Here is an 8,364-nt window from a genome sequence, read left to right as displayed (position 1 = left end):
CTGTATGAGGCCACGAGCGTGGCCGACGCCTGCCAGGCGCTCGCCGCCGACCCCGAGGCCGAGGTCATCGCCGGCGGCACCGACGTGCTGGTCAAGCTGCGCGAGGGCAAGGGCACGCCCGCCCACCTCGTCTCGATCCACGAGCTGCACGACGAGCTCGACGGCGTGACGCTGGCTGACGACGGCACCGTCGAGATTGGTCCCATCACCTGGTTCCACCACGTGACGACGAGCCCCGTCATCCAGGCCACGGTGCCCACGCTGGGCGATGCCTGCGATACCCCCGGCGGCCCGCAGCTGCGCGTCTCGGGCACCATCGGCGGCAACGTCTGCACGGCTGCCACCTCGGGCGACTCCGCCTCGACGCTGTTCGCCTACGGCGCCCTGCTCGACGTCGAGAGCGTGCGCGGCAAGCGCACCATCCCCATCGAGGAGGGGTACGCGGGGCCGGGCCGCTCCCACAAGGAGCACGACGAGGTCCTCACCAAGATCCGCATCCCCAAGAGCCACTATGAGGGCTTCACGGGCTACTACTTCAAGTACGGCAAGCGCCGCGCCCTCGAGATCACCACGATGGGCTGCTGCTGCCTGGTCAAGCTCGCCGACGACAAGCGCACGATCGACGACATCCGCCTCGCGTTTGGCGTCGCCGGTCCCACGCCCATGAGGGCGCTTGCCGCCGAGGACTCGGTGCGCGGCACCGACGTGGCCGAGGCTGCCGAGCGCATCGGCGAGCTCGCCGCCGCCTGCACCAACCCGCGCGACTCCTGGCGTGCCTCCAAGGAGTTCCGCCTGCAGCTCATCAAGGAAATGTCGAAGCGCTCCCTCATCTATGCGGCGCGCAGGGGAGGGGCTGATATCTAATGGACATGAAGATCCTCAAGTGCACGGTCAACGGCAAACCCGTCCAGGTGGGCTACGACCCGCGCGAGTCGCTGCTCGACACGCTGCGCAACCGTCTGGGCCTCACGAGCGTCAAGCGCGGCTGTGAGGTGGGCGAGTGCGGTGCCTGCACCGTCCTCATCGACGGCGTCGCCACCGACACGTGCCTCTACCTCACCGACTGGGCGCAGGGCAAGGAGATCATCACGGTCGAGGGCCTGCAGGAGCCGGACGGCACGCTCAACCCCGTTCAGCAGGCGTTCGTTGACCAGTTCGCCGTCCAGTGCGGCTTCTGCATCCCGGGCATCATCATGAGCGCCATGGAGATGATCAACACGGGCAAGACCTACACCCGTGACGAGATTCGCAAGAACCTCTCCGGCCACCTCTGCCGCTGCACGGGCTACCAGAACGTCATCGACGGCGTCGAGAAGGCCATCGAAATCGTTCACGGCGAGTGCGGAGCTACCGAGGACGTCCAGGAGTAACAACTACCCTGACCTCGGCTTTATTGGAAAAGGAACGACCCCGGACGCGATGAGTCCGGGGTCGTTCTTGTTAGTGCGGATACCATGTTGCGCCGTGTGGGCCGCAAGCCGTCCGTGACGCTCGCGGCGGCATTTCCTTGTGGCCGCTCGGCTTGTGCTAGGCCCACTTCACGACGATCGTGTTGTTGTCGATCTTGCCGTTGCCCTTGTCGAGGCCGTTGCCCACCTCGACCTCGTAGCCAAGACGCTGCAGGTCGTTCACGAACTTGGCGAGCTGGGCACTGTAGGTGTTGAGAAGGCGCGCAGTCTGGATGGGGGAGATGAGCTCCTGGTCGCGGCCGTAGATGATGTCGCAGATGGCGTCGGCGACATTGGTGTTGCTGTTGGCCACGAGGTCGTTGTAGAAGGAGTTGCCCTCGCCCTCGCGGTCCTCGTCGCTCGGGGCAAACTTCACGGAGAGCTTCGTGTGGCCAAACTTGGCATACATGCGGATGCGGGTATCCGTGCGGTGGACGGCATTGCGAATGGCCCAGCTCATCGCGTTGTTGGAGAGGGTGTCGGCCGCGGCTGTCTCGCGCGTGGGGTCGGCGGCCTGGGAAATCTCTCGGGCCTCCTCGGCCTTGATCATATCGAGCATGGTCGTACCTTTCTTGTCGAGATGTTTGAGTTAAGTATACGTTGCAGCCTTGAAGCTTTTGGTTGAGACGAGTTTGCCCTGCGCTTCTTTTGCCACGAGGTGCATTCAGCCTGTCCCTGGGTTTATCGTATCGATGGCAAACTCGACCGTTCGCCCACGAATATCGACCGCTTACGCCTCGAAAGCGGGTTCCAAACTATTTGTAAGCGCATCTGAATATTCTTTTGGTTGATTCTTTCCGCCCACCAGGGCGAAGGAGGCGGGGCCGCTCGGGGCACAAGGCGGCGCCGCATACACGCGCGTACCAGAGCACATCTTGAGAGGAATAGCTCATGGAAAACCCCCAGCAGGCCGAGTCGGGTCTCGACAAGTCGCTGTTCAAGCGCGACGGCTTCCCGCCCCTGGGATCGCTCATCCCAACGTCTCTGCAGCACGTCCTGGCTTCGTTTGCCGGTGTCATCACGCCGGCCATGATGATTGCTACCACCTGCGGATTCACGCCCGAGCAGGAGACGGCGATCATTCAGGTTGCTCTCATCCTCTCGGCCATCGACACGCTGCTGCAGCAGTTCCCGCTGTTCGGGCGCATCGGTTCCGGCCTGCCCATCCTCACGGGCGCCTCGTTTGCCTTCCTGCCCGCGCTTCAGGCCGTGGGCGGCGAGTTTGGCTTCTCGGTCATCCTGGGCGCCGAGATGATTGGCGGCATCGTCGCGATCATCTTCAGCATCTTCTATGACAAGATCCGCTGGATCTTCCCGCCGCTCGTCACCGGTACCGTTATCTTCACCATTGGCGTGAGCCTGTATCCCACCGCCATTCGCTACATCGCGGGCGGCGCGGGCTCCGAGAACTTTGGCAGCGCCATGAACTGGATTGTGGGCCTTGTGACCTTTGCCATCACCTTTGGCCTCACGAACTTCACGAAGGGCATCACCAAGATCGGCTCGATCTTCTTTGCCATGATCATCGGCTGCCTCGTGTCGATTCCCTTTGGCCTGATCGACCCCTCGGGCCTCGCCGACGCGGCGTGGTTCTCGCTGCCCAAGTTCATGCCATACGAGCTGTCGTTCGACCCGGCGGTCTGCATCACCATCGCCATCATCTACGTCATGGTGAACATCCAGCTCATCGGCGACCTCTCCGCGGCCACGGCGGGCTCGATGGACCGCATGCCCAAGGGCAAGGAAATCGGTGGCGGCATCGCGGCGCAGGGTCTCGTCTCGATCATCTCGTCGCTCTTTGGCGGCGTTCCCACCTCGGCCTTTGGCCAGAACGTGGGCATCATCGTGAGCACCAAGGTCATCAACCGCTGGGTCTTTGGCGGCGCTGCCTTCGTGTTCCTCGCGTCCGGCCTGTGCCCCAAGCTCTCGGCCCTGCTGCTCATGATTCCGCAGCCGGTCATCGGCGGCGCCACGATTAGCGTCTTTGGCACGATCACCCTGAACGGCATCCGAATCCTCGTTAAGGACGGCCTCACGCCGCGCACCTGCACCATCTTTGGCGTCTCGGTGGCCTTTGGCCTGGGCATCGCGCAGGTCTCCGGCTCGCTCACCGGCACGGGCATGCCTGGCTGGATCAACACCATCTTTGGCACCTCGGCCATTACGCCGTGCGCCATCATGGCCATCATCCTCAACCTGCTCATGCCGCCCGAGCCGGTGGAGGAGGAGTCCAAGCTCCGCGTCGAGGACGACGACCACGAGTCCGAGGGCGAGCGCGCCTAGCCTCTTTGCGCGCCGCCCGCGTGCTCGCACGTGACAAGCGCCGCGTTGCGCGCGGACTCGCCTAACAATTTGTTAGGACACGATCGGAAGTGCTTCTTCCCCGAGTGACTTCCGTATGTGTTGGAGGGCCATCTGCCTTGCGGCGGGTGGCCCTCTTCTCGTGTGCGAGTCAGTTCGTCTCGTGCAATGTGTTGGAGCTGTGACGGAGCGCGCCCGGGTCGCGTCCGTTGAAGTTTTCGAGCATCAACGAAGCACCCGATGTTATGTCATTTCCGCGGGTGGGAGGGGCATGTTCCAATGCGCTTCCGGAGGCCGCAACATAACGCTTGCGGCGATTTTCGCAACGCTCGCCAATCGGCACAAAACCAGCCTTGAATCTCAAGGGAAGTGTGGTTTCATATGGAGTAACAAACTATTTGTTTGGTAATCAAACAAATAGTTGAATGAACACAATCAAGGAGGTACCCGATCGTGAGCGAGAAGATTCAGTGGTCTATCAACCACATGCCCAAGAGTGATGATGCCCACCTCGGCATCATGTCGCTCGACCACGTCGCCAAGGCGCGTGCGTTCCACAAGAGCTTCCCGCAGTACTCGGTGACCCCGCTCGCGCGCCTCGACGGCCAGGCTGCTCGCCTGGGCCTGGGCAACCTCTGCGTCAAGGACGAGAGCTACCGCTTCGGCCTCAACGCCTTCAAGGTGCTCGGCGGCTCCTTCGCCATGGCCAACTACATCGCCGACGAGACGGGCAAGGACGTTGCCGAGTGCACGTATGACTACCTGACCTCCGACGAGCTGGCCGAGGACTTTGGCCAGGCCACGTTCTTCACCGCCACCGACGGCAACCACGGCCGCGGCGTCGCCTGGGCTGCCAACAAGCTTGGCCAGAAGGCCGTCGTGCACATGCCCAAGGGTTCCACCAAACCCCGCTTCGACAACATCGCCGCCGAGGGCGCCACGGTGACCATCGAGGAGGTCAACTACGACGAGTGCGTCCGCATGGCCGCGGCCGAGGCCGACGCCTGCGAGCGTGGCGTGATCGTCCAGGACACCGCCTGGGAGGGCTACGAGAGGATCCCGTCCTGGATCATGGAGGGCTACGGCACCATGGCCTCCGAGGCTGCCGAGCAGCTGCGCGAGATGGCCATCAACCGCCCGACGCACGTCTTTGTCCAGGCTGGCGTGGGCTCGCTCGCCGGCGCCGTGGTGGGCTACTTCACCAACCTGTATCCCGATAACCCGCCCACCTTCGTTGTGGTCGAGTGCGCTCCTGCCGCCTGCCTGTACAAGGGCGCTGCCGCCGGCGACGGCGACCCGCGCATCGTGGACGGCGACATGCCCTCCATCATGGCCGGCCTGTGCTGCGGCGAGCCCAACATCCTGGGCTGGGATATCCTGCGCAACCACACCACCGCGTTCGTGTCCTGTCCCGACTGGGTCACCGCTCGCGGCATGCGCACCCTGGGCGCCCCCGAGAAGGGTGACCCGCGCGTCATCTCCGGCGAGTCCGGCGCAGTGACTACCGGCCTGGTCGAGACTCTCATGCTCGATCCCGAGTACGCCGAGCTCAAGGAGCTCATCGGCCTGGACAAGACGAGCTCTGTGCTCTGCTTCTCCACCGAGGGCGACACGGACCCCGACCAGTACCGTCGCATCGTCTGGGAAGGCGAATACCCCACTTGCTAATACTGGGCGGAGTAAATAGGTATCGCTCCGCCACCTCACAGGTAGATCCCTTCGTATGAAAGGTTATGAACAATGGCTAAAGAACTCGATTTCGACGCTATCAAGGCTGCTGCTGAGTCTCATCGTGCTGATATGACTCGCTTCCTGCGCGCTATGATCTCCCATCCCTCTGAGTCCTGCGAGGAGGGTGAGGTTGTTGCCTGCATCAAGGCCGAGATGGAGAGCCTTGGCTATGACGAGGTCAAGGTCGACGGCCTGGGCAACGTCATGGGCTTTATGGGCGAGGGCGACAAGATCATCGCCATCGACTCCCACATCGACACCGTCGGTATCGGCAACATTGAGAACTGGGACGCCGATCCCTATGAGGGCTACGAGACCGACGAGATCATCTACGGCCGCGGCGGCTCCGACCAGGAGGGTGGCATGGCTTCTGCTACCTACGCTGCCAAGATGATGAAGGACATGGGCCTCATCCCCGAGGGCTACAAGATCATGGTCGTCGGCACCGTCCAGGAAGAGGACTGCGACGGCATGTGCTGGCAGTACATCTACAACAAGGACGGCATTAAGCCCGAGTTCGTCATTTCCACCGAGCCCACCGACGGCGGCATCTATCGCGGTCACCGCGGCCGCATGGAGATCCGCGTCGACGTTCACGGCACCTCCTGCCACGGCTCCGCTCCCGACCGCGGCGACAACGCCATCTACAAGATGGCCGACATCATCGCCGACGTCCGCGCCCTCAACAACAACGGCTGCGACGAGTCGACCGACATCAAGGGCCTCGTCAAGATGCTCGACCCGAAGTACAACCCCGATCACTACGAGGATGCCCGCTTCCTGGGCCGCGGCACCTGCACCGTCTCGCAGATCTTCTACACCTCCCCGTCGCGCTGCGCCGTGGCTGACTCCTGCGCCATCTCCATCGACCGCCGCATGACCGCCGGCGAGACCTACAAGTCCTGCCTGGCCGAGGTCGAGAACCTGCCGTCCGTCAAGAAGTACGGCGACGACGTCAAGGTCTCCATGTACATGTACGACCGTCCGTCCTGGACCGGCGAGGTCTACGAGACCGAGGCCTACTTCCCGACGTGGATCAACAAGGAGAGCGCTCCGCACGTCAAGGCCCTCGTTGACGCCCACAAGGCCCTCTTCGGCGACGAGCGCATTGGCTGCGAGAAGTCCATGGACAAGCGCACCGGCCGTCCGCTGTGCGACAAGTGGACCTTCTCCACGAACTGCGTCTCCATCCAGGGCCGCTACGGCATCCCCTGCGTTGGCTTTGGCCCCGGCGCCGAGTCCCAGGCCCACGCTCCCAACGAGGTCACCTACAAGCAGGACCTTCCCACCTGCGCCGCCCTCTATGTCGCCGCTCTCAACCTCTACGATCCCTCGCAGGCTGACGGCAACGCCACGACCTACCGCGCCGAGCTTACCGACAACGACATCAAGTAGTCACCGTCTGGCTCCATTCGCGCTAGCCTAGAACCAATCCGGCGCCCCGATCGGGGATTGGGGCGCCGGCGTACCGCGGCCTTGGCCGCAATCCATCCAATAGGGGAGAGGAAACCCAATGAGCGACTTCCAGAGCTACCTTGACGAGCTTTCCGGCCTCGACTTCAAGGGCATGTACAACAACGACTTCCTGCACACCTGGGACAAGACCACCGACGAGCTGAAGGCCCTCTACGTCACCGCCGCCGCCCTTCGCGACCTGCGCGAGCGCAACATCTCGTCCAAGATCTTTGACTCGGGCCTGGCCGTTTCGCTGTTCCGCGACAACTCCACCCGCACCCGCTTCTCCTTCTCCAAGGCCTCCAACCTGCTCGGTCTCGAGCTGCAGGACCTCGACGAGAAGAAGTCCCAGATCGCCCACGGCGAGACCGTCCGCGAGACCGCCACGATGATCTCCTTCATGGCTGACGTCATCGGCATCCGCGACGACATGTACATCGGCAAGGGCGACGCCTACATGGCCGAGGTCTCCGAGTCCGTGCAGCAGGCCTATAACGACGGCGTCCTGGACCACCGTCCGACCCTGATCTCCCTGCAGTCCGACTCCGACCACCCCACCCAGTCCTCCGCCGACATGCTCTACCTCATCGAGGAGTTCGGTGGCCTGGAGAACCTCAAGGGCAAGAAGGTCGCCGTCACCTGGGCCTACTCTCCCTCCTACGGCAAGCCGCTGTCCTGCCCGCAGTCCCTCATCTCCCTGCTGCCGCGCTTTGGCATGGACGTGACCCTGGCTCACCCCGAGGGCTACGACCTCATGCCCGAGGTCGTCGAGCGCGCCAAGGGCTACGCCGCTGAGAACGGCACCACGTTCAAGCAGGTCAACACGATGGCCGAGGCCTTTGAGGGCGCCGACATCGTGATCCCGAAGTCCTGGGCTCCCTACGCCGCCATGGAGAAGCGCACCAACCTCTACGCCGAGGGTGACGATGCCGGCATCGCTGCGCTCGAGAAGGAGCTTCTCGCCCAGAACGCCACGCACCAGGATTGGTGCTCCACGACCGACCTCATGGCCAAGACGGCCAACGGCCAGGACACCATCTTCATGCACCCGCTGCCCGCCGACATCTCCGGTGTCTCCTGCGAGCACGGTGAGGTCATGGCCGACGTCTTCGATATGCACCGCGACGGCATGTACAAGGAGGCTTCCTACAAGCCCTACGCCATCGCTGCCATGATGTTCCTCCAGAAGGTTGCCGACCCCGTCGCCACGCTTAAGGCGCTCAAGGCCGCCGGCACCCCCCGCTGGTATCAGGCCTAATGCCCCCGCGTCGGCTTAGCCGACTCGAGGCCTGATACACCCCCTAAGCCGGCCCCGCCTTGGGGCCGGCGTCAGTTGGAACCCAGACGGACGCCCCGGACATCCCCCTAAGAAGGGGCGTCCGTCTGGGAACCATGGTGCTTACCGTTTTTATATGAATGGAGCCCCCTA

General features: G+C 63.4%; 7 protein-coding genes. 6 read left to right on the top strand and 1 reads right to left on the bottom strand.

Annotation, left to right across the window (positions count from 1 at the left end):
• The coding region (gene xdhB, locus AC1VTH_RS04875) for a xanthine dehydrogenase subunit XdhB (protein WP_481335012.1) at positions 1-864 on the top strand (864 nt) is incomplete at its 5' end.
• Positions 864-1,370, top strand: a complete 507-nt coding sequence (gene xdhC / locus AC1VTH_RS04870) for a xanthine dehydrogenase subunit XdhC (protein WP_293673248.1) — start codon at positions 864-866, stop codon at positions 1,368-1,370. The genes xdhB and xdhC, both read left to right, overlap by 1 nt.
• 157 nt (positions 1,371-1,527) lie before the next feature.
• On the opposite strand, the gene AC1VTH_RS04865 is transcribed toward xdhC, so the two are convergent.
• Complete coding sequence (locus AC1VTH_RS04865) at positions 1,528-2,007, bottom strand: hypothetical protein (protein WP_293673247.1); 480 nt, start codon at positions 2,005-2,007, stop codon at positions 1,528-1,530.
• A gap of 332 nt (positions 2,008-2,339) precedes the next feature.
• Between AC1VTH_RS04865 and AC1VTH_RS04860 the strand changes: the two genes are divergently transcribed.
• From AC1VTH_RS04860 to ygeW, 4 genes are all read left to right on the top strand, one after another.
• Positions 2,340-3,731: a uracil-xanthine permease family protein gene (locus AC1VTH_RS04860; protein ID WP_481335011.1), complete on the top strand. Its 1,392-nt coding sequence runs from the start codon at positions 2,340-2,342 to the stop codon at positions 3,729-3,731.
• A 471-nt stretch (positions 3,732-4,202) separates the two neighbouring features.
• Positions 4,203-5,417, top strand: coding sequence for a diaminopropionate ammonia-lyase (gene dpaL, locus AC1VTH_RS04855; protein ID WP_481335010.1), 1,215 nt, complete (start codon positions 4,203-4,205; stop codon positions 5,415-5,417).
• Positions 5,418-5,489: 72 nt separating this feature from the next.
• Entirely contained in the window at positions 5,490-6,875 is a 1,386-nt protein-coding gene (locus tag AC1VTH_RS04850; protein ID WP_481335008.1) for a YgeY family selenium metabolism-linked hydrolase, read from the top strand.
• Between the two features lie 118 nt (positions 6,876-6,993).
• Positions 6,994-8,193, top strand: coding sequence for a knotted carbamoyltransferase YgeW (gene ygeW / locus AC1VTH_RS04845; protein WP_481335006.1), 1,200 nt, complete (start codon positions 6,994-6,996; stop codon positions 8,191-8,193).
• Positions 8,194-8,364: the final 171 nt, after the last annotated feature.

Source organism: Parolsenella sp., from assembly GCF_982402205.1.
The sequence above is the reverse complement of the archived record's forward strand: the minus strand, read 5'-3'. Positions and strand labels throughout refer to the sequence as shown.